This window comes from Siminovitchia sp. FSL W7-1587 (genome assembly GCF_037963795.1).
Lineage (GTDB): Bacteria > Bacillota > Bacilli > Bacillales > Bacillaceae_C > Siminovitchia > Siminovitchia thermophila.
Window position 1 is genome coordinate 2,875,628 of the sequence record NZ_CP150169.1, and the last position, 20,202, is coordinate 2,895,829.

Consider the following 20,202-nt stretch of genomic DNA (forward strand, 5'->3'; position numbering starts at 1 on the left):
TTTTTAACTAATTCAAAACACTTTCTTGCTTTAGTCTCTTATAGTCTCCACTGGAATAACCTGTTTCCAATAAGACCTCCTCATTATGCTGTCCAAGAAGGGGAGCAGGTTTTGTCAGTTCTCCGGGTGTTTCTGAAAATTTGGCAGGAAAGCCCAATGTTTTGACCGCCCCGGCAGCCGGATGTACATATTCCAGTATCATTTCCCGTTCTAGAATATGGGGGTCACTCAAGGTCTGATTGTAAGTATAAATCGGACCGCAAGGAATTCCGTGTTGTTCTAAAAGCTCCAGCCAATACACGGAATCGCGCTTTGATAATGTTTCTTCAATATCTTTTTCAAGTTCTTTGAGATGAAGCGTGCGCAGGCTGTTTGTCAAATAACGCGGATCTTCCATCCAATTTGGCCGATCGACGACATGCAAACAAAATGTTTCCCATAACTTTTGATTGGCGGCCCCGATTAAAATGAAGCCATCCTTTGTTTTAAAGCCTTGATAGGGTGCGGCGGCACGGTGGGCTGTTCCGGTTTTTCCCGCTACTTGTCCGCTGCCAAAATAAGCTGCTGCTTCCCATACCGTCCAGGCAAGCCCCGAGTCAACAAGAGACACATCAATATACTGCCCTTTTCCGGTTTTCAACCGGTAAATGTAGGATGTCAAAATGGATTGAATGGCTGTTTGGGCGGCAGCCAAGTCGTGAATGGCAATTCCGACTTTGACTGGCTTTCCGCCTTGTTCGCCTGTCATTTCCATGAGACCGGACAATCCTTGCGCCATAATATCGAACCCGCCTTTATTTCGATAAGGACCGGTTTGGCCATATCCCGATATGGAGCAATATATGAGCGCGGGATTTAATTCTTTTAAGGTGTCGTAGTCGATCCCGAGCTTCTTCGCTACCCCCGGGCGAAAGTTTTCTACGAAAACATCTGCTTTTTTGACTAATTCATATAAAATGTCTCGGCCTTCTTCCTTTTTGACGTTCAGGCACATGCCGCGTTTATTGCGATTGACCATCATATACATATGGCTTTCATTGTTGTGAAACGGTCCCATGGCCCGCGTATCATCGCCATTTGGATATTTTTCGATTTTAATGACATCTGCTCCCATATCGCCGAGCACCATCGTGCAGTATGGTCCGGCCAATACTTGTGACAGATCAATCACTTTCATGCCTTGTAATGCTTGATTCATGTCGTTTTCACCTGTTTCTAACTCTGTTAAAGTTCGGACGGCGCTTCTCTAAAAACGCCTGAATGCCTTCCTCGTAATCTTCGGAGCTGAACGAATCGAGAATGGATTTTGCCAATTCTTCATCTTCATCGGTGGCTCCGTCTATGATCTTGTGGATCACCTGTTTTATTCCTGAATTGGCCACCAAAGATTTTTCGGAAATGTTACGAGCAAACTGGATGCATTGTTCCTCCAGTTCGTCAGAAGCATACACATAATCGATCAAACCGATGTCGCGCGCTTCTTCCGCCCCGATTAATTTTGCCGTATAAAGCAATTCTTTTGTCTTAGTTACCCCAATTAGATTCATAAGCCGCTTCGTGCTTTTTACATTATAGATAATCCCGATATTGGCGGCTGTAATGCCGAATGTTCCGTCAGCAGATGAAAAGCGGAAATCGCATGAATTGGCCAGTTCCAGTCCACCGCCAATCGCAAGCCTTTGTATAAGGGCGATCGTTGGCCGGGAAAATCGGTACAACTTTTCAATCGCTTCTAGCGCGGCTTTATTATAGGCTTTTGCTTTTTCGGCCTGGTAGCGGACATCAAGAAATTCGGTAATGTCCGCTCCGGCGGAGAAGGCTGTTTTATCAACGCCGCGGACGATTAAAACTCTAATGGCGGGGTCCTTTTCCAGTTCATCCAAAATAGAAGACAGCTTGCGAAACATCTTGAGCGTAATGGCGTTTTTTTTCTCAGGGCGATTCAAAACGAGAATGGCAATATCTTTATTTCTTTCTACGTATAAAGGATTTGTCATTTGAAACCTCCGGTTGATTAATCGTTTCACTCTTACTCCCAGCTTACGATGATAGAGCCGCGGAACTCTTCTTCGATGAATGTTTTCACCTCATCAGATTGGTAAGCTTTCACAAGCTTTTTCACTACAGCGTCATCTTTATTTTCGTCCCTTACAGCAATGACATTTGTATAGGGCGAGTCCGTTGATTCCAGAAGGATGGCGTCTTCTTTTGGGTAAAGGCCGGCGTCGATGGCAAAGTTTGTATTGATCGCTGCCGCGTCGACCTCGCTGAGCTGCTTGGGAATTTGTGCGGCATCAAGCTCGATAAATTCAAGGTTTTTCGGGTTTTCTTTTATGTCTTTCAGTGATGCTGTCTCTTTCGCATCATTAGCCAGTTGAATGTGGCCGGCTTTTTCCAAAATAAACAGCGCCCGGGAACCGTTTGTCGGATCGTTGGGTAGTCCAAACTTGGCTCCCTTTGGAAGGTCATCAATACTTTGATAGTCTTCCGAATAAACCCCCATTGGATTTAAAATCGTTTTGCCTACAGATACCAAATCGGTATCGTGGTCTTTATTAAACTGATCCAAGAAGGGCTGGTGCTGATAGCTGTTCGCATCCAGTTCACCGTCAGCCAATGTTTTGTTTGGCAGGATATAATCAGAAAAAATCTTTAACTCAATGTCCAATCCGTCTTTTTTCGCCACTTCTTTAACCTTTTCCATAATTTGCTCATGGGGGCCGGCTGTAGCGCCCACAATAAGCTTTTCTTCTTCCGTCTTTGTTCCCGTCGCATTGTTTCCACATCCGGAAACAATAACAGCCAATAGTAATCCTAGTAACAATATTCTAATGTTTTTCATTTTCTTCCCCCCAGTTTTTTGGGGAATATCAAGAAACAAAAAAGCCTCTCTTCTTAAAAAAAAGAAAGAGAGGCTTAGTCATATACTCATCATAACTGGTTCCTCTCTTATCTTTCAAAACACATTCATGTTTTGCAGGATTTAGCACCTTTCTATTTTTAATAGATGGTTGCCGAGCTTCATTGGGCCAGTCCCTCAGCTACTCTTGATAAGAGAACGCTATTTCATTTACTTGTATTTCCCTATTATTTAAGAATGTAAAGCATGGGATAGATAATGTCAAGTTCATTTTTGGAAGTGGGCGAATATGGTACATTGTCAAAAGGCAGTGGTATAATGGACACATCAATATGCGGGAGAGAATGTAATGAAGAAATACATTGAGGCTTTAAAACCAACGGTTTACTCGTTGTTTGACCATTTTCACAACCATCCGGAGGTAAGCTGGAAAGAATATAAAACGACTGAATATATCCGGGATTTTTTAGTCAAAGAAGGATTTGCCGTTCAAACATTTGATGATGGCACTTGCACCGGTCTTGTAGCTGAAGTTGGAGCAGGAGAGCGGTGCGTTGCTTTGCGTACGGATATAGATGCTTTATGGCAGGAAGTCAATGGAAAATTTCAAGCAAATCATTCATGTGGTCACGATGCCCATATGACGATGGCAATTGGAACGATGTTGTTGCTCAAAAAAGTGGGATTTCCCGAAAATGCCAAGCTGAAATTTATTTTTCAACCGGCAGAAGAAAAAGGAACAGGCGCTTTAAAAATGTTGGAGAAAAAAGTGCTCGATGATGTAGATTATTTATATGGTGTTCATTTGCGACCTATCCAGGAACTGGAAGATGGTTATGCGGCACCTGCGATCCTTCATGGCGCCGGGATGTTTTTATCAGGTGAGATCAAAGGGGACGATGTTCATGCAGCAAGGCCCCATCTAGGAGCGAATTCCATTGAAATTGGCGCATCCATCGTGCAGCAAATCCAAGGCATTCATCTTGACCCGATGGTTCCCTATTCGGCAAAAATGACCAAATTCCAGGCAGGCGGCGCAGCGAGTAATATTATCCCTGGCAACGCATCCTTCAGTTTGGATGTAAGAGCGCAGACAAATGAAGTACTTGAGCAATTGGCCACAAAAATTGAACATATCGTCGCATCACTTGAAAAGCTTCACAACGTTAACATTCAGTTGGAGACGAAAGCGCATATCGCGGCTGCGAAAGCGAATCATGATGCCATTCGTATGATGAGAAAGGCGATTGTTGCAGCACTCGGAGAGGACAGATTGGAAGAGCCCATTGTTACATCCGGAGGGGAAGATTTTCACTTTTACACATTAAAAAAGCCACAGCTTAAAGGAACCATGCTAGGGCTCGGGTGCGGGCTTGCACCTGGTCTTCATCATCCGGAAATGACGTTTAATCGTGAGGCCATGCTTTCAGGTATAGAAGTTTTAGCTTACGCGATATTGAAGACATTGGAGGGAGGATTCAAGCATTGAGTTCGGAAGTACTCATTAAAACACTACAAAGTGTGGAGGAAATGGCTCTTGTAAAAGAATTGGAAGAATTGGTATGGAAGTGGGATGCCATTCCTGTTCACCAAACGGTTACGGCCATAAGAAATGGGGGCCTCATCGTAGGTGCCTTTCATGACGAGAAACTTGTTGGTTTCAGCTACAGTTTTCCGGGATTCTTGAATGGAAAGGTTTATTTATGCTCTCATGCGCTTGGCATCCATCCTGATTATCGGGTAAAAGGGATCGGCTATCAGTTGAAAGAAAGGCAGAAGTCTGAAGCAAGAAAGTTGGGCTATGACATGCTCACATGGACTTATGATCCGCTTGAAAGCCGAAACGCCTATTTGAATTTGACCAAACTTCGCTCAGTCTGCAATACTTATATCGTCAATTCATATGGCGAGGGGAAAGACGAGCTGAACAATGGCTTGCCGACAGACCGATTCAAAGTAGAGTGGTGGATCAATAGTGATCACGTAGAAAAGCCGTCTTCTTTTAAAGTAGATAAGAGTAACGCTTTTCAGGTGCCGTATCAGGAAGGTGAGGGAGGTTTACCGCGACTGGGAAATTTGGACCTTCCTTTTTCCGCCGAACAAATAGTAGTTCCCGTGCCTGCATTTTTCCAACAAATGAAAAAAGAAGACATGGGGCTCGCCATAGATTGGCGAATGAAGACAAGATCGATCTTCCGACAGCTTTTTAATGCTGGATACACGGCTGTGTCACTCATTCGCCATGAAGATGCGCCAGTTCATCACTACCTGCTTGTGAAAAGGTCTGAGCTGCAATTGGATGAAAAAGCAAATTAGTTAAACCGATTGCGGGGGTGAGAAAGTCCTCGACAGCCTCATTCGGCTTTTGATTGTGCCCAGTTTTCTGGAACGAAGAGGAGCCCTATAAAAAAGCTTGTAGAGAAAGAAGCGATTTTCTCTGCAAGCTCTTTTTTTACGGTATTGGGTGTGCCGTTTCAGCTGTTGAAATCCGTTCTTTATGGATGGTAACCCGATCCAATTTTTCACGGTCGACAGCAAAGCCGATCCCGGGACCAGTTTGCACTTGAATAATCCCGTGGTCCATCGTTACTTCCGGCTGGATGATGTCCTCAGTCCAATAATGGGAAGATGGCGCCGTATCTCCCGGAATCGTAAAGTTCGAGAGGGATGTCAAGGCGATATTGTGTGCCCTGCCAATCCCCGTTTCAAGCATGCCGCCGCACCAGACGGGAACACCGTTGTCTTTGCAAAGGTCATGGAGCCGCACCGACTCGCCAATTCCTCCTACGCGTCCAATTTTAATATTGATAATCCGGCAACTCCCCAACTGTAGTGCTTTTCTCGCATCTTCCAGGCTGTGGATGCTTTCATCGAGGCAGACAGGGGTTTGCAATTGTTCCTGAAGGGTGGCATGGTCGATAATGTCGTCATGGGCAAGCGGCTGCTCGATCATCATGAGATTGTATTGATCAAGTTTCTTCAAATGATTAATGTCATTTAATGTATAAGCAGAGTTGGCATCCGCCATGAGTGGAATATCCGGAAACTCTTTGCGTACGGCATCTATATAATCAAGGTCGGCGCCTGGAGCAATTTTCACTTTTATTTTCCTGAAGCCTTCATCCACATATTCAGCGACTTTTTCAACGAGTTTTACAGGCGAGCTTTGTATGCCGATGCTTTTGCCCACTTCAATCTCTGTTTTTGTGCCGCCGATCAATTCGGATAAAGCGATGTTGTTTTTCTTGGCAAATGCGTCCCAGATCGCGGTCTCAATCGCCGATTTGGCAATTTGATTTCTTCTGACAAAAGTCAGCATATCATGCACTTCAAGCGGATGTTGAATCGTTTTGTGCATCACTTTCGGAATGAGAAAATCTTTTAACATATATGTGGCTGTATACGTTGTTTCCTCATTATAATACGGCTCATCACTCGTAACCGTTTCGCCCCAGCCGGATACACCTGATTCGTCGACCGCTTCTACAAGGCACACATGTTTTTCCAATGCGGTGCCAAAGCTTGTCGTAAAAGGCGCAATCAATTTCATTTTAATCGTATGAAGAACAACCTCTGTCAATATGACGGGTTTCATTGTGACTCCCCCTTTGATTATTCGTAAATAAAGCATACGCTACTATCATCGCATTTTCAATTGACCCCGCAGGGCATTTTTATCTTCTAAACCAATCTGCATGTTCATCCATATGAACAAACGGGATGTCTGTATCCACTTCGCCTGTGATTCGTTCCATGGAAATGTCTTTTCCCGCGAGCCAAGCGCCAAAATCCAAGACAGTGGGAAATTGATCACCGCCAAGCGCAAACCAGACTTTCAATTCATTTGGAAAATAAGCGGCCGTATGAATCGTCCCTGCCCAGCTTGCATATAAATCGGAAAATATGCCTTTATCCGTGTCATTAAGCAGATGAAAGGCTTCTCGCGCTTCGCTCAAATGGGCCTGGTGTTCTTCCAAGATGGCAAGCCTTCTCTTTGAGTCGACGAGATGCCCCCGGTTTTCATGTTGTAATAGTTCAAAATGATTCGTACATATGCGTGATTCCCGAACTTTTACTTCACGTGGTGTCGCTTCTGCGATGAATGTTCGGCCACTGCGATCATGCATAATGTAACTAAAAGAATGCCGGTGGGGAATTTCTTTTAAAAGAGCCACGGCCTCCTCTACATGTGCACACGTTTCCAAAACAGTCCTGTTGATCATGCTGCAAATGAATCCGTCACCAGGTTTCTTCCGATTCATGAAATTATACCCCATAACCAATCCTTTTTCGTTCATCCCATCGGAGCGGCCCGTTATTCTTTGGCTTGGCCCGGCCGTTGCATATCCATGATCGGAAGGATGGAAAAATACAAACCGCCCTTCATATGTTTTCGGGTGGTAATCGTAATTACGTATAAAATAATCATTTCCCGTCAAAATTGAGCAACCGGAGCGGGGAATTTCCAGGCGGTAACCACCAAATTCCGTCAATACTTTTTCAATCGGCCACTGAAGCGCTTCTTGAAAACCAAGAAGCTCCTCCCAAATCGCGGGAGCAAACGAAGCGATCGCCTGTTTTGCTTCCGCGGCATTTATCTGAAATCTGGGTCTGCGGACTTTCCATTGATTCTCCCGATTTATAAGTGTAAGCGAGTCCTTTAAAAGCTGGCCTTGCATTTTGCCAAAATCGTAGTGCGTTCCGCGAAACGGGATGATGTCGCTATAAATAGTTTTCAAGGTATGCAACCTTCCTTTCCATTCTATACGGTTCATTTTATGGAAAGGAGGAAAGGAAAACAAATGGGAAGTCTTTAAGATAAAGTCAATGGTAAGTGAATGATAACAAGCGTTTTTACTTTTTCGATTAAAAAACCTTATCAGCAAAGTATTTTGACAGCGGGGAAGCAATCCTCGTATCTATTCTGGGTTCGCGCTTTGAGAATATTGGGGAAGAGAGAGAAGACGAAGAAACCTCGTTAAAAGTTCGAACGGCTTCACGCTCGCAGGCATGGTTGGTTTTCTGAAAAATAGAATCAAGATGAAGATGAACGGCTTTGACCTTGCCTTATTTTTGAAAACTCTTGGCAAGCGGTCCGACAATTGATCACCACTTGAATTGGAACGATTTCCTATTACTTTACTGTTGGAGTGTGGCAATGGCACATATTCCAGAAAGTGGCGGCAATCCTAAATGAACATCGGGCGGATCATCATTTATCTCAATGACAAAAGGAGCCGGGGATAAGAAGTCTTAAATGAACCTATATGAGTTTTCATGATGTAAAGAGGCATGGTGTCCAGGAGCCCAAAGTCAAAGTTATTTCCCCCAGATGAAAAAGAAAAAAGCACACGATGCGATAGGGCACCGAATGCTATTAAAAGGGAGATTAAACATGAAACCGTTTTCTAAACTTTCATGAACCTGTTATCATTCTAAGCTTACTGTTACGAAGGATAATGTTCAAAACAAGGTTCTTTTCAACACTTTTCCCCAACCATTTTCTTCTGTGGCGTAAAAGTCTCCTTTTACAACCCCGCCGCCAAGGATATGAAGCGGTTCTAGTAAATGTAAAGGTTCAGTCACTGTTTGTGTAACACGCAGCTGCACAGGATGGAATGTCTTTTCATGCAATATGAAATCAGGTGATGTATCTCTTTCGATAATCTCTTGCATGTATATCCCGCCATCCGGTTTTGAAATCGTTCTCAGATTCAAATGTGGAGTGGTAATCGGTTCTTCTAAAGCGGGCATGGTCTCGTTCAAATTTACTGTCATTTTAATCAGTTCTTTGCCATTTTTCCTGGCTGCTCCATGAATTTCCCTATTATTCTCTACTATTTGTATATTGGCATATTTTTTCGGATAACCCCATAAATCTCTGCCTGCCGCAATTGCTGCATCATTATTTTCATATTCATATATATAATATCCACCGTATTGATTGCCATATGCTGCTGGAACAACGAAGGCGCAATCCATAAACGATACTTTGTCCGTGTTGCTGAAGTCTGTAATGGAAATAACGATTTTGTTGGTCACATATTCAAAGGGTGTATAAGATAGGATGCGTTTGATTTCGGATTCATTTGCTTCTGCAACCGCAAATACCGATAAATAATTTTTACATGAATAGGGAACAAACGGATCCGGAAATAATGGCGCATGAATCGGGACGTTATTTGTTGCTTTATTCAAGAACATCTACCTCCTAAACATCTTTTTTACTTACCAATAGCAAGACAAGTGTAGAGGCAATAGCAGCCGGAACTAATTCATATAGATAATCTACCCATGGTGTGTTAACCCAAATGATTGTCACTACTGTTCCCGTGATGATGCTCCAAACGGCCCCCTTTTTGGTAACGATATTTGTATAAAGCAGGAAAATCAATAATGGCCCAAAACTGGCGGCGAGACCGGCCCATGCATACAAGACGAGTTGAAAGACAGACTGGAGATTTAACAATGCGATTAAAGTGGAAATGATGCCAAGGCTAACCATCGTTATTCTTGAGATGAGCATGGACTGTTCATTGGTAAACGTTTTATTTGTAATCCCTTTTAACAGGTCGCTCGCGAATGCTTGTGTTGCGATCATCACTTGTGACGAAAAGGTGGATTGGATCGCGGCAAAAATGGCGGCTAGTACAACACCTGCCAGAATTGGATGCAAAGTATCTACTGAAATCTTTGGAAAAACATACTCAGGATCATCTAGGGTCGGAACAATTATTCTTCCAATTAATCCTAGTAAATTAGAGCCAGTCATAACCACTATTACCCAAAACATGGCGATAAACGCCCCTTGCGTAATGGTTTGATCATCTTTGGCAGATAAAAATCGCTGGACAATATGTGGTTGTCCAGGTTCGCCCACTCCAAAAAGGAATAGGCCCAAAAACACACCAATACCCGCTGCTCCGGTTGCTCCTCCCAACGAAGAAACTAAAATGGGGTCAATGTCATGTAAAGTTGAAAAAAACTGTACCGGTCCTCCAAATTCAAAAAAGATCATATAAAGCGGAAAGAGGATGAGGACAGCCAACATAACAAGCCCTTGGGTAAAATCTGTCAATACGACTGCCCGATACCCGCCAAAAATGGCGTAACCGATCACAAAAGCTGCAGATAAAATAAGACCGATGTTGTAATCAAAAGAAATCGTTGCATCGAGTGTTTTCCCGGCGGCGGTTAATTGGGAGGCCATCGATGCCACAAAGAAAACGATAATGACGATACTGGAAATAATTTTAATTGTTTTTTTATCACTATCCAACTTTAAACTGAAGTAATCCGGTAAACTTAATGCTCCCAATGCTTCTCCTTCTTTTCTCAGTTTGGGAGCTATTACGAACCAGTTTAAGAGATATCCAATGATGAATCCAGGCAGCATCCACATAGTGGATATGCCGGCTGCATAGGAATAACCTGCAGCCCCAATAAATATCCAACCACTCGTGTCGGTGGCACCTGCACTGATGGCAGTCGCCCATGGACCGAAATTTCGATCTCCCAAATAAAATCCTTCTTCACTTTTAGATATATATTTTTCCGACATGACGCCAATGATAAAGACGATAATCAAATAGAGAATAAAAACGGTTATCATGAATGTCCCCCTTCTCTATTTTTATATTTAGTGAGAATATAGGTTGCTAAAAACCCGAGCAGTGGGACAATAATATACAGAAACACGATTAAAAATGTATTTTCCACCTTCACTCACTCCTTTTCTATTTTTAAAGATTATTTTGTTATCTCGTCTATCACTTTTCCATACGTCAATGTAAAAGCTCCTTCTATATACATAGCGCCTAGTATTTCTTTCACCCCTAGTTGGTATAGTGGATCAGCCGCTGATTGTTCCATTATTAATTGTGCTTTGCCGTAAACTTGTTTCTTCAATACCGCATTTTGCAACTCATTTTTGATAATTTTATTGATATCCGTGCCATCATGCTCCGGATGCGGCATTCGTTTTACTTGTAGTCTGGGAGATAAGTTCGGGATGACTATTTCTTGGTCATCTCTCTCGAACACAATATCAATCACTTTTTTTCCTTTTCTTTGAACGCTTCCTTTGACCATATGTTCATTGCACTCAAATTGTACTTCCGCCAGTTTTTTCGGGTAACCCCATATTTCTCTTCCCGCACAAAGTGAATCATCAGTATTCACATATTCGAATGCCACGCATGCGCCTGAAATTCCCTTGTAAGCACATGGGATCACTACGCCTCCCTCGCTGTATACATCCAAACCTTCAATTTCATTATTTTGTAAAATAAATACTTCAAATATATCAGAAATCAGTTCAAATTCTTTTGGCAAAAATTGCTTTAACTTTTTAACATCTCCCCGGCAATATACGCTCACTTTCTGATAATCCTTATATTCATAAGGAAGCTTTGGATATAGTGGTGAATATTCGGGTAAGATGTTGTATTCATAGTTTGACATGTTACATTCCTCCTTCTGTTTTGCCAATATAAAAAGCAAGTTTTATGCCAATAAAAAAACCCTGATTTTACAGGGTTTGATCATTGTATAACTAGATTTTTACCTATATTTCAAGTATTAAATTGAGTAATTACCCATTTTTGAGTAACTTTACTTCTAAAATATACGTTCCTAATTGATACTTTTTGATTTTATTGCTTAGTGACTGTTGGGGCATATCCAAATTTCTTGCAGCTTGTGAGATATTTCCCCCCGAATGAAGCAATTCTTTTTTGATGATGTCAATTTCCGTCTCTTCCATCATTTCTTTGAAGCTTTTTTCTCCGTGCGGATAAGAGGCAAGTCTCGCATAGGCCTTGTCAATGATGCGCAGATCTTCCAAAACATTGTAGTATTCAATGTCACCGGCTTCAATATACCCGGAATCTTTCACGTTCATGAGACGTTCGACGGCATTTTTTAATTGTCTAATATTCCCGGGCCACTCATAATGGAGGAACTTCTCATAAGCCTCTTCGGTCAAGCCGAGAATGTGTTTATCGAACAATCTATTATAGTGGTCGATAAAATGATTGGCCAAAAGAGGAATGTCGATTCGTCTTGCACGTAAAGGAGGAAGTTCAACATTGATCACACTTAAACGGTAGTAGAGATCTTCACGCAACTCATTGTTTAAGAGAAGTTCTTTAGGATTAACATTGGAAGCAGCAATGATTCTAACGTTAATAGGCAGTTCTTTCGTTCCGCCGACTCTCCGTACTTTTTGTTCCTGAATGACTCTTAATAATTTGGCTTGTAATTCTATTGGAAGTGAATTCAACTCATCTAAAAATAATATTCCTCCATTAGCCAGTTCAAACAAACCTTCACGATCAGTTGCACCCGTGAAACTTCCTTCTACTGTTCCGAAAAAATACGTTTCCAGCAAATCTTTAGGAATTGCCGCACAATTTTGTGTGATTAATGGCATTTGTTTTTTGCCGGCCTTATGGAGCGCATTCACATATATTTCTTTTCCGGTGCCAGTTTCTCCATATATGAAAATAGGGGAGGGGCTGTTGGCAATGGCCGGTATTTCCGCCTTTATTTTCATAATCATTTGACTTTCTCCGATAAAATCAGAAAATAAAACATCCATATTGCCACTATCATGATTCGCATCCGTATGTTTATGTTGTTCTACTTGCAACTTCCGTAATTGATCCGAGATATCTTGGAGGGTTGAAATGTCTTGAAAAGTTTCAAATGCACCCGTTACAGAGCCATTTTGGATTAAAGGATAGGTAGATGATAAAGTAGTCTTTCTTTCACCCCGATAAGTGATGAACGTTTGTTGCTTTTCTATGATCGGTGTTTTTGCTTCAAAAACATGACAGAAAGTACTGTTTTCTTTCGTCAGGTTTGGAAAAACCTCGAATATTGTTTTGCCAATGATGGATTCATGATCTAAACCAATTGCATGAATCGCGTTATTCGCGTAAATAAACTTAAATTGGTGATCGATGATCATGACGCCTTCTTTAATTGTCTCGATGACATGCTTAAACTTTTCTTCCACGTCGCCACCCCTTTTGCTTATATTATAAACATAGTGCAAGCGGTGATCATTGAACAACCTGTTTATGAATGGAAATTGCTATTGTAAATACCAACAGGCGTCCCGACTTGTCACCGTTCCTTTAATTCTGGATGTACACTTCAAAAATACAAAGTAATGAGGATCAACTGTCAGTAAACGCCCAATTAAGTAAAAGCTTCGTTAGCGACACACCGCAAGTTTTTCAAAACGATGGCGATCACAAAGGCATCGCGCTGTACAGGAAGTACGAGAGCAAGCGAAGTGACAGGAGAAGGAAAGCTTGGACAGCCATCGGTAATACGAGATTCGAGGACGTCGCTGCCTGAGCTTGCAACAGGACGCTTTTAATCTAGCTTTTGTGCCGCTTCTTATCAGCGGATCGCAGTCTTAGAACACCCACATCACCAGCACGACCTATATCCCGCGGGCCTAACGCCATTGATTGCAAGTTTCGCGCATCTTATGGTTGGGTGTCCCCGTTTATGCGTCGAAAAAACGAGCGCTTGCCCTTTTCTTTGTAATAATAGAAAGAACTGGAGATTGTTATGGTGCATTTTTCTCTTGTCACAAACGCTTCTGTTGATTATGATAATTGTGCAAAGATTTCCTAAACAGGGGTGAAACGGTTGGCGGATGAAGTTGAATTGATGATTGTGGACGATTTAATGGAGGCGATTGTTCAGGGGAAGTTTAAGAAAAATAAACGGCTTCCATCTGAAACGGAGCTTACGGATTATTATAAGGTACCCCGCATTAAAGTGAGAAACGCTTTCCTCAAATTGGAGGAGATGGGCTATATCTATTCCAAGCAAGGGAAAGGCCGTTTTTTGAAGGACAAGCACCAGCAAGTCGAACTGCATTTGACAGGGAGTACAAGCTTCACGGAAAAAATGTTGAATGCCGGTTTAACACTCGAAACGAAAAATATTAGTTGTGAAAAAATTGCTTATCATCCCCGAATATATAAGACTTTACAATTGTCCGAGGATGCCGAGGTATTTAAAATTTCCCGCCTCCGTTTGCTTGAAGGGAGACCCATTGCCTTGCATAGCTCTTACTTGGCCAAGTCCACTTTTCCACATATCGAACAGGAAGGAAAGGAACTGAAATCCATCTTTTCCTATTACCGGAAAATGGGTTTTACGGAATTTACGAGCGGTGAAAGCCTGTTAAGCATCTCTTTTCCTACAAGAGAAGAACGTACCATATTGGAATGTCCCGTGTTGGTGCCGCTTTTGATAGTGGAAAGCAATTGCATTGCGGTTCCGCAAGATAAAGTGTTGGAATACACAAAGATTATTTATCGCAGCGATTCCTTCAACTATTTTATCACTACAAAATAACATAAAGGTATCACTTTTCAATAAAAATACCGGATGAATCACAAGATGATTCGTCCGGTATTTTTATTGAGTGGAAAAACGCCCAAAGGCGGCTTTTTTCCGGCGACACCGCTCGAAATAGAGCGCAAGTAACTGGGAAGGTTTTTATTCGGATAGCGAGATGTTTTTTCATAAAGTCCTTGTCATAATCTGTCCGAAGGCTAGGCGATTATAACGCTCCGCAACTTTACGCTTTCTTTGTAAACTCTTTACACAGGCTAAATTGGCAACAAGTTAAGATGGGTTTGTAGGAGGTGGAGTCATGAATAGAAAAAGAAGAATGCACATTTTAATAGACGGCTCCCGTGATTTATCAAAAAAAATGGCTCGTCAAATAGAGGAAAGCCATTCTGTTGAAGTGTTGATGGAACCTCAGGAAGCATTGACGATGATCAAGATGAGAGAAACAGCCCAAAAGTCACTTTTCTACCTTGGAGAAGTGCTGGTGACAGAATGTAAAGTAAGCGTAAATCATCAAGTCGGGATGGGCATTGTGGTGGGCATAGAGCCGGATCTTGCCTATTATCTTGCGGTCATCGATGCGGCATTTGAGGCTCAATGCGGTGAAGTGGATGGGTGGTTGCCGTTGCTGGCTGCAGAAGAACAGCGGATTGCTGCTGAAAAGAACGTGAAAGCGTCGGCGATTCATAAAACAAAAGTGAGTTTTGAAACAATGGATGTTTAACAGGGGGTGGAGAGATGTCGATCGATATGGTTCATGATACGCAGAAAGTATTTCGCACGATCCTTCATTGCATGTCGAGACCTGGAACGATTGAAAGTTTGAAGGAGGTGACGGACCGCCTTACAACTGCGGTGGAAAGTCTTCCCGGAACTTTCGTAACGGCTTTAACAATACTCGATCGAGAAGCTTCTTTTGCGGTTGTTGGTTTAGATACGAAGAAGACTGAAGAACTGATGGTTGCTTACACGATGGCCGCCCAAGAAAAGATTTCCGAAGCCGATTATGTGTTTATCACAAAAGAAGCCGCGAAGGAGCAAATTGCTGATGTATTTCAGCAAGTGAAAATCGGAACGCTGGAGGACCCGCAACAGTCGGCAACGATTATTTTCGAGACAGAATTTAGCCAGGGAGGTAAATGGTCTTTGGCAGGGCCGGGCATTAAAACGACAAGAGAAGTCTCCATTCATGATGAGTGCGAGTGGCTTGAAGCGCGAAACAATTTAAACAAAGAGTTTCCGTTGGGGATAGACATGATTTTCGTAGATGAACTGTCGAATGTCATGTGTTTACCGAGGACGACAGTCATTAAGAGGTGTGAGGTGTAAAGGATGGCTTATGTAGCTGTAAAAGGCGGAACTGAAGCGATAGAAGAGTCGCTCAAGCGCTTGACATATGAACGGATTCGCTCGGAAGAAGCGATGGAAGTGAAGGCAATCATGGCCGGAATGCGAGGAATGATTGATCAGGTCATGTCGGAAAGCAGTCTGTATTCCGAATTGCTGGCTGCCCTGGCAATCAAGCAGGCTGAAGGAAATATGGAAGAGGCTGTTTTTCTGTTGCGCGCCCATCGCTCCACTTTGCCGAGAAATTACTATACACGAGTGATCGAGACGGAAAACATGTTTGTCGAAAGAAGGATTTCCGCCAGTTTCAAAGACATTCCCGGAGGCCAAATCTTGGGAGCCGCTTATGACTATACGCATCGGCTCATGGATTTTGATTTACTTTCAGAATCGAAGGAAACGATACAAGATTGGTTGAGTGCATACGAGAAGCAACACAGTTCACAATTGGAAAGCAATGGAACAGATTTACAGGCTTTGCCGAAAGTCGTGGATTATTTGCGCAAAGAAGGATTATTTTCTTCCTATGAAGAGGATGATACGGAGCCGCTTGATGTAACAAAGCGCAGCGTCCGATTTCCAACTACTCGCAGTGAACGCCTGCAAATGTTAACGAGGGGGCAAACAGGGGCTGTGACGTCCCTTGGATATGCGGCAATACGAGGGTATGGCGCGGTGCATCCGACGGTCGGCGAATTGCGTGTCGGAATGTTGCCTTTGAGCATCGCGGACCCAATCGACCCGACAAATGAAGAGGAAAACGATTATTATATCGGTCAAATAAAAGTAACGGAAGTAGAATCATTCATTCCAATTACATCTAAAAATGAACAAAATGAAGATGAAATTGAATTCGAAATCGGCTATGGCATTTGTTACGGCCAAAATGAAACAAAGGCGATCGCGATGAGCATATTGGATCAAGCGTTGGAGCATGGCAATAAAGATTATCCAACACATGATGAAGAATTTGTGCTTTTGCATATTGATTCAGTTGAATCAAGCGGATTTATCTCTCATTTAAAGCTCCCTCATTATGTCACCTTCCAATCAAAATTAGACAGTGTGAGGAAAATCAAAAAGGGAGATGAACAGCATGAAGAATAAACTTCACTTTGCTTTGCTTGATGAAGGATCAAAAAAAGAGATTCGCAGGACAATCCTGAAAGCAGTCGCCATTCCCGGTTATCAAGTTCCCTTTGCATCACGGGAAATGCCAATTGCGCGTGGCTGGGGCACTGGCGGATTACAAATCACTCTATCCATTATTGGCAAGGAAGATGTGCTGAAGGTCATTGACCAAGGAGCAGACGAATCAGTCAATGCCGTGAATATTAAAAAACTTGTGAATCGAACAACAGATGTCCAAACAACGACGGAAACGGAAGAGGCAACAATCATTCAATCAAGACACCGAATTCCCGAAGTGCCGCTGACAGAAAAGCAAGTGCTCGTTTTGCAAGTTCCCATTCCCGAGCCGCTTCGTTGGGTTGAACCAAGTGAACGGAAAACGAAGCAGTTACATGCGGAAAGAGAATACAGCGGTGCTTGGCTTATGCTGTTTGAACAGATTATGAAGTATGGAAAGACAGCCACAAACGCGGACCACCCGGTTCTTGTACACGACAGATACGTCATGGCGCCGAGCCCGATTCCCCGCTATGATAATCCAAAGATGGATCAATCGGAATCACTGATATTGCTTGGAGCCGGCCGGGAAAAGAAAATTTATGCGGTACCGCCATATACGAAGGTAATCTCATTGGCGTTCGAAGATTATCCGATGGAAACAGAATCGTTTGCAGGCAAGCAATGCCATTTATGTCATTCGACTGATGTGTTCCTGGATGAGTTGGTCAACCCGGAGACGGACGAGACCTATTACCAATGCAACGATACAAGTTATTGCCTTGCGACTTTAAATAACAATGAAAAGAAAGCCGGGGTGGCGGTGCAAGATGCAAGATGAGCCTATTTTAAAAGTGGTGAACTTGAAAAAACAGTATGGTCCGGGCTGTCAATGGTGCAGCAACGGACATGAGTCCATTTTTGAGAAAAACCGTTGTCTCCGCTGCGGTACAGTTTATGCCTGTAATGATCTTTCCTTTGAATTATATCCTGGAGAAATTTTAGGGGTCGTTGGGGAAAGCGGAAGCGGGAAGTCCACCATGATGAAATGTCTGTATTTTGATGAAGAAGTGACATCGGGAGCGGCGTATATTGGCACATATGACGATGGTGAAACAAATGTCTTTCAACAATCATCACAACAAAAGCGCCATATCCGCAACACGATTCTGGGAATGGTCTATCAAAATCCGGTATTAGGCTTAAAAATGGACTTTTCCTCGATCGGCAATATAGCAGAGAAGATGATTGCCGCAGGAGACCGTCATGTAGAGAGGATGGAGAACCGGAGCAAAGAATTGCTCACACATGTTCATATTCCCCTTGCCCGCATAAAAGATGAGCCGAAAAAGTTTTCGGGCGGCATGCAGCAACGTGTGCAAATAGCAAAAGCATTATCAAATCAGCCGCCGATTTTATTGTTGGATGAAGTGACAACAGGATTGGATTTATCTGTTCAGGCAAGTGTTTTGGATTTGATCAAAACGATCCAACAGAAGTTTGGAATCAGCATGATTGTCGTTTCCCATGATTTGGCAGTGATACGCATGTTGGCAGACCGAACGATTGTAATGCTGGACGGAAAGATTATCGAACAGGGATTGACAGATCAAATTTTGGAAAATCCCCAGCATGCCTACACGCAGCAACTTGTATACTCGTTGATATAACGGAGGGATTTTGTGTATTTACTAACAAATGGCCAACTTGTTTTGGAGAATCAGATTTTGAGCGAGCATGCCGTAGTAATTGAAAATGATAGCATTGTTGATATTATCCCTGAACAGGATGCTGTGAAATACAAAGGTTATAAAATCTTGGATGCCAATGGCGGGTATATCTCACCAGGTTTCGTCGATATTCATTCCGACTATATCGAGGGGATCATCTCTCCGCGTCCAACGAGCATGATGGATTTTACGTTGGGGATTCGTGAAGCGGAGCGAATCTTGATCAGCCACGGGATTACAACGATGTTCCATTCACTATCCATTTACAAAGATGACAGCTTTGGAAAAAAACCGATACGTCATTCAGAAAACGTAAATCGGTTGATCAATGCTATTAACGAGACACATACGAGCAAGCATTTGATCCGCAACAGAATGCATGCAAGATTTGAAATTGACAATATTGAACAAGTAGACATATTTATCCAAAACATTCAGGAAGAAAAAGTTCATCTTATTTCGTTTATGGACCATACACCAGGGCAAGGACAGTTTCGCAATTTGGAAATTTACCGGGAAACACTAAAAGGTTACAACGATATTTCAGATGCTGAAATAGATGAAATCATTACCAACGGTATGAAGAAAAACAAAATTACGCTGGAACAGATGAGGGAAATAAGCAAAATCGCGTTGGATAAAAATATTGCCATTGCTTCCCATGATGACGATGAAATTGAAAAGCTGACTCTGGTCAAGAGTTATGGCACATCCATTAGTGAATTTCCGACAAGTCTTGAAGTGGCGAAAGCGGCAAAAGAAATGGGGTTGTGGACCATTGCGGGTGCACCAAATGTCATGCTGGGAGGTTCACATTCCGGTAATCTATGCGCTACAGAAGCTATTCGGGAAGATGTCATTGATATTTTGTGCAGTGACTATTATCCACCCGCGCTTTTGCACGCGCTCTTTAAATTAAGCGAGGAACATGACATGGCTTTACACAAGATGTTTCAGCTTGTCACTTTAAATCCTGCCAAAGCAGTCCGGATGGATGATCAAATCGGCTCTATTAAGAAAGGAAAAAAAGCGGATATCATCATTATCGAAAAAATGGATGATGGTTATCCAGTCATAACAGCCTCGTTTGTAGATGGAAAACTAATAACAAGGACGAATTATCGATGAATACAAAAGAAGTGAAATTGGGCTATGAACCGTTCATTCATGAGCATGTCACACTGAAAAATGTTCAGTTCGGCCAATATAACGAGATCGGCCCGTACAATTATTTTGAAAATGTGGCGTTGGGTGACTATTCTTATACAGGCCAATTTTGTTTCATCCAAAACACTGTCATCGGGAAGTTTTCCAACATTGCCGCGATGGTCCGGATTGGGCCGACAGATCATCCTTATGAGAGACCTTCGCTCCACCATTTTACTTACCGCAGAAGGATGTTTGGCTTTAGTGAAGAGGACGATGAAGAGTTTTTTGAGCAAAGAGTGAGCCGGAAAGCTTTAATTGGCCATGATACATGGATTGGACACGGCGCCATTATTCATCCGGAAGTCACGATTGGAAACGGAGCAGTGATTGGAAGCGGTGCGGTAGTCACAAAAGATGTCCCGCCATATGCCATTGCAGTCGGCGTACCCGCCAAAATCATTAAATATCGCTTTCCAAGTGAAGTCATCGACAAACTCCAAAGTATTCAATGGTGGAATTGGCCGTACGAGAAAATCAAAGAACAGGTGGATGATTTTCATCTGCATGTGGAACAGTTTATTAAAAAACATAGTGAGAGGTAAG

At 42.6% G+C, this 20,202-nt stretch carries 19 protein-coding genes and 1 riboswitch; of the genes, 10 read left to right on the plus strand and 9 right to left on the minus strand.

Features of this window, described 5'->3' with window-relative positions; all coding sequences use genetic code 11:
• Window positions 1-7 precede the first annotated feature (7 nt).
• From NST31_RS13475 to NST31_RS13485, 3 genes are read right to left on the minus strand one after another with little or no spacing between them, the layout of a single operon-like run.
• Entirely contained in the window at window positions 8-1,198 is a 1,191-nt protein-coding gene (locus tag NST31_RS13475; RefSeq protein ID WP_339161240.1) for a CoA transferase, read from the minus strand.
• Between the two features lie 7 nt (window positions 1,199-1,205).
• Window positions 1,206-1,997, minus strand: a complete 792-nt coding sequence (locus NST31_RS13480; protein ID WP_339161243.1) for an enoyl-CoA hydratase/isomerase family protein — start codon at window positions 1,995-1,997, stop codon at window positions 1,206-1,208.
• 32 nt (window positions 1,998-2,029) lie between these two features.
• On the minus strand, window positions 2,030-2,842 hold the full coding sequence (locus tag NST31_RS13485) for a MetQ/NlpA family ABC transporter substrate-binding protein (protein ID WP_077112938.1): 813 nt from the start codon (window positions 2,840-2,842) through the stop codon (window positions 2,030-2,032).
• A gap of 104 nt (window positions 2,843-2,946) precedes the next feature.
• Window positions 2,947-3,057, minus strand: a riboswitch (SAM riboswitch).
• 152 nt (window positions 3,058-3,209) lie between these two features.
• Here NST31_RS13485 and NST31_RS13490 point away from each other — a divergent pair.
• Both NST31_RS13490 and NST31_RS13495 read left to right on the plus strand, forming a co-directional pair.
• Window positions 3,210-4,349, plus strand: coding sequence for a M20 peptidase aminoacylase family protein (locus NST31_RS13490; protein WP_077112937.1), 1,140 nt, complete (start codon window positions 3,210-3,212; stop codon window positions 4,347-4,349).
• Complete coding sequence (locus NST31_RS13495; RefSeq protein ID WP_236017112.1) at window positions 4,346-5,176, plus strand: GNAT family N-acetyltransferase; 831 nt, start codon at window positions 4,346-4,348, stop codon at window positions 5,174-5,176. Before NST31_RS13490 ends, NST31_RS13495 begins: the two co-directional genes overlap by 4 nt.
• Window positions 5,177-5,312: 136 nt before the next feature.
• Here NST31_RS13495 and menC read toward each other — a convergent pair whose 3' ends face one another.
• The 6 genes from menC to NST31_RS13525 form a co-directional block, all read right to left on the minus strand.
• Window positions 5,313-6,455 carry an o-succinylbenzoate synthase gene (gene menC, locus NST31_RS13500; RefSeq protein ID WP_339161248.1) on the minus strand — a complete coding sequence of 381 codons (1,143 nt, stop codon included), beginning with the start codon at window positions 6,453-6,455 and terminating at the stop codon, window positions 5,313-5,315.
• A gap of 79 nt (window positions 6,456-6,534) precedes the next feature.
• Window positions 6,535-7,599, minus strand: a complete 1,065-nt coding sequence (locus tag NST31_RS13505; RefSeq protein ID WP_339161250.1) for a C45 family peptidase — start codon at window positions 7,597-7,599, stop codon at window positions 6,535-6,537.
• Window positions 7,600-8,323: 724 nt separating this feature from the next.
• Entirely contained in the window at window positions 8,324-9,058 is a 735-nt protein-coding gene (locus NST31_RS13510; RefSeq protein ID WP_339161253.1) for an acetoacetate decarboxylase family protein, read from the minus strand.
• 13 nt (window positions 9,059-9,071) lie between these two features.
• Window positions 9,072-10,472, minus strand: coding sequence for a sodium/proline symporter (locus NST31_RS13515; protein WP_077113630.1), 1,401 nt, complete (start codon window positions 10,470-10,472; stop codon window positions 9,072-9,074).
• 137 nt (window positions 10,473-10,609) lie between these two features.
• Window positions 10,610-11,323, minus strand: a complete 714-nt coding sequence (locus tag NST31_RS13520) for an acetoacetate decarboxylase family protein (RefSeq protein ID WP_077113631.1) — start codon at window positions 11,321-11,323, stop codon at window positions 10,610-10,612.
• A gap of 130 nt (window positions 11,324-11,453) precedes the next feature.
• Entirely contained in the window at window positions 11,454-12,881 is a 1,428-nt protein-coding gene (locus tag NST31_RS13525) for a sigma 54-interacting transcriptional regulator (protein WP_083717699.1), read from the minus strand.
• A 638-nt stretch (window positions 12,882-13,519) separates the two neighbouring features.
• Between NST31_RS13525 and NST31_RS13530 the strand changes: the two genes are divergently transcribed.
• The 8 genes from NST31_RS13530 (at window position 13,520) to NST31_RS13565 (ending at window position 20,201) form a co-directional block, all read left to right on the plus strand.
• Window positions 13,520-14,245 (plus strand): GntR family transcriptional regulator, encoded by a 726-nt coding sequence (locus NST31_RS13530; RefSeq protein ID WP_321189697.1) that lies wholly within the window; start codon window positions 13,520-13,522, stop codon window positions 14,243-14,245.
• A gap of 301 nt (window positions 14,246-14,546) precedes the next feature.
• Window positions 14,547-14,969, plus strand: a complete 423-nt coding sequence (phnG, locus tag NST31_RS13535; protein WP_077113633.1) for a phosphonate C-P lyase system protein PhnG — start codon at window positions 14,547-14,549, stop codon at window positions 14,967-14,969.
• Window positions 14,970-14,983: 14 nt separating this feature from the next.
• Window positions 14,984-15,574, plus strand: coding sequence for a phosphonate C-P lyase system protein PhnH (gene phnH, locus NST31_RS13540; protein ID WP_077113634.1), 591 nt, complete (start codon window positions 14,984-14,986; stop codon window positions 15,572-15,574).
• Window positions 15,575-15,577: 3 nt separating this feature from the next.
• Window positions 15,578-16,699, plus strand: a complete 1,122-nt coding sequence (locus NST31_RS13545; RefSeq protein WP_077113635.1) for a carbon-phosphorus lyase complex subunit PhnI — start codon at window positions 15,578-15,580, stop codon at window positions 16,697-16,699.
• Window positions 16,689-17,561: an alpha-D-ribose 1-methylphosphonate 5-phosphate C-P-lyase PhnJ gene (locus NST31_RS13550; protein WP_077113636.1), complete on the plus strand. Its 873-nt coding sequence runs from the start codon at window positions 16,689-16,691 to the stop codon at window positions 17,559-17,561. The genes NST31_RS13545 and NST31_RS13550 overlap by 11 nt, the downstream gene beginning before the upstream one ends.
• The gene (locus NST31_RS13555; RefSeq protein WP_077113637.1) at window positions 17,551-18,390 is read left to right on the plus strand and encodes an ATP-binding cassette domain-containing protein; all 840 of its coding nucleotides are present in this window, start codon (window positions 17,551-17,553) and stop codon (window positions 18,388-18,390) included. Before NST31_RS13550 ends, NST31_RS13555 begins: the two co-directional genes overlap by 11 nt.
• 12 nt (window positions 18,391-18,402) lie before the next feature.
• Window positions 18,403-19,578, plus strand: a complete 1,176-nt coding sequence (gene phnM, locus NST31_RS13560) for a phosphonate metabolism protein PhnM (RefSeq protein ID WP_339161264.1) — start codon at window positions 18,403-18,405, stop codon at window positions 19,576-19,578.
• Window positions 19,575-20,201 (plus strand): chloramphenicol acetyltransferase, encoded by a 627-nt coding sequence (locus tag NST31_RS13565; protein WP_077113639.1) that lies wholly within the window; start codon window positions 19,575-19,577, stop codon window positions 20,199-20,201. Before phnM ends, NST31_RS13565 begins: the two co-directional genes overlap by 4 nt.
• Window position 20,202 lies beyond the last annotated feature (1 nt).